We start from the raw sequence: 1,914 nt of genomic DNA on the forward strand, positions 1-1,914 counted from the left end.
ACCCGCGTCAATGGTGATCGGAAACGGTCCGGGGCCGCGTGGTGAGTTCACACCGCGCGGCCCCGGACCGTCGGAAAAGGGGTGCAGCTGGACGGCGGGTCAGCCCTTGCGGGACTTGACCTCGTCGGTGAGCTGGGGCACGACCTGGAAGAGGTCGCCGACGACGCCGTAGTCGACGAGGTCGAAGATCGGGGCCTCGGCGTCCTTGTTGATCGCGACGATCGTCTTGGACGTCTGCATGCCGGCCCGGTGCTGGATCGCGCCGGAGATGCCGGAGGCGATGTACAGCTGCGGGGAGACCGACTTGCCGGTCTGGCCGACCTGGCTGGAGTGCGGGTACCAGCCCGCGTCGACTGCCGCACGCGAGGCACCGACGGCCGCACCGAGAGAGTCGGCGAGGGCCTCGATGACCGCGAAGTTCTCCGCACCGTTGACACCACGGCCGCCGGAGACGACGATCGCGGCCTCGGTCAGCTCCGGACGCCCGGTCGACTCGCGCGGGGTGCGCGACAGCACCTTCGTCCCCGTAGCCTGCTGCGAGAACGACACGCTCAGCGCCTCGACCGCACCCGCGGCCGCAGCGGCCTCGACCGGAGCCGAGTTCGGCTTCACGGTGATGACCGGAGTCCCCTTCGAGACCCGGGACTTCGTCGTGAACGACGCGGCGAAAGCGGACTGCGTGGCGACCGGGCCCTGCTCACCGGCCTCCAGATCGACGGCGTCGGTGATGATGCCCGACCCGATCCGCACCGCGAGACGGGCCGCGATCTCCTTGCCCTCCGCGGACGACGGCACCAGCACCGCGACCGGCGACACCGCCTCGTACGCGGCCTGCAACGCATCCACCTTCGGCACGACCAGGTAGTCGGCGAACTCCGGCGCATCGGCGGTCAGGACCCTCACCGCACCGTGCTCGGCCAGCACCCCCGCGGTACCGGCAGCGCCATCGCCGAGCGCGACCGCGACCGGCTCACCGATACGACGCGCCAGCGTCAAAAGCTCCAGGGTGGGCTTGCGGACGGCACCGTCCACGTGATCGACATAGACGAGAACTTCAGCCATGGGACTTCAATCTCCTGCGAGTAGCGAAGAAACTACGGGGGACAAACAGGGGTCAGATGAACTTCTGGCCGGCCAGGAACTCGGCCAGCCGCTTGCCGCCCTCGCCCTCGTCCTTGACGATCGTGCCCGCCGTACGCGCCGGACGCTCCGCCGCCGAATCCACCGCGGTCCAGGCACCCGCCAGACCGACCTCGTCCGCCTCGATCTCCAGATCCTCCAGATCCAGCGACTGAACCGGCTTCTTCTTCGCCGCCATGATCCCCTTGAACGACGGGTAACGCGCCTCACCCGACTGGTCCGTCACCGACACCACCGCGGGCAACGACGCCTCCAACTGCTCGGACGCGGTATCGCCGTCCCGGCGACCCCTGACCGTGCCACCCTCGACCGACACCTCCGACAGCAGCGTGACCTGCGGCACACCCAGACGCTCCGCCAGCACCGCGGGCAGCACACCCATCACGCCGTCCGTCGACGCCATGCCACAGATCACCAGGTCGTAACCCGTCTTCTCGATCGCCTTCGCCAGCACCAGCGACGTACCGATCACGTCCGTGCCGTGCAGATCGTCGTCCTCGACGTGAACGGCCTTGTCCGCACCCATCGACAGCGCCTTGCGCAACGCGTCCTTGGCATCCTCCGGACCCACCGTCAGCACAGTGATCTCCGCGTCGTCCGCCTCGTCCGCGATCTGCAGCGCCTGCTCCACCGCGTACTCGTCGAGCTCCGACAACAGACCGTCGACATCCTCACGGTCCAGCGTCAGGTCATCAGCGAAGTGCCGGTCGCCGGTGGCGTCGGGCACGTACTTCACACAGACAACGATCCTCAAGCTCACGCCGGCTCTCCTAC

At 68.4% G+C, this 1,914-nt stretch carries 2 protein-coding genes; both read right to left on the minus strand.

Features of this window, described 5'->3' with window-relative positions:
- Window positions 1-99: 99 nt before the first annotated feature.
- Window positions 100-1,062, minus strand: coding sequence for an electron transfer flavoprotein subunit alpha/FixB family protein (locus ACZ3IC_RS34120; RefSeq protein ID WP_467422603.1), 963 nt, complete (start codon window positions 1,060-1,062; stop codon window positions 100-102).
- Window positions 1,063-1,114: 52 nt separating this feature from the next.
- Window positions 1,115-1,900: an electron transfer flavoprotein subunit beta/FixA family protein gene (locus ACZ3IC_RS34125; RefSeq protein WP_467422605.1), complete on the minus strand. Its 786-nt coding sequence runs from the start codon at window positions 1,898-1,900 to the stop codon at window positions 1,115-1,117.
- Window positions 1,901-1,914 lie beyond the last annotated feature (14 nt).

This window comes from Streptomyces sp. NPDC002958, from assembly GCF_055563255.1.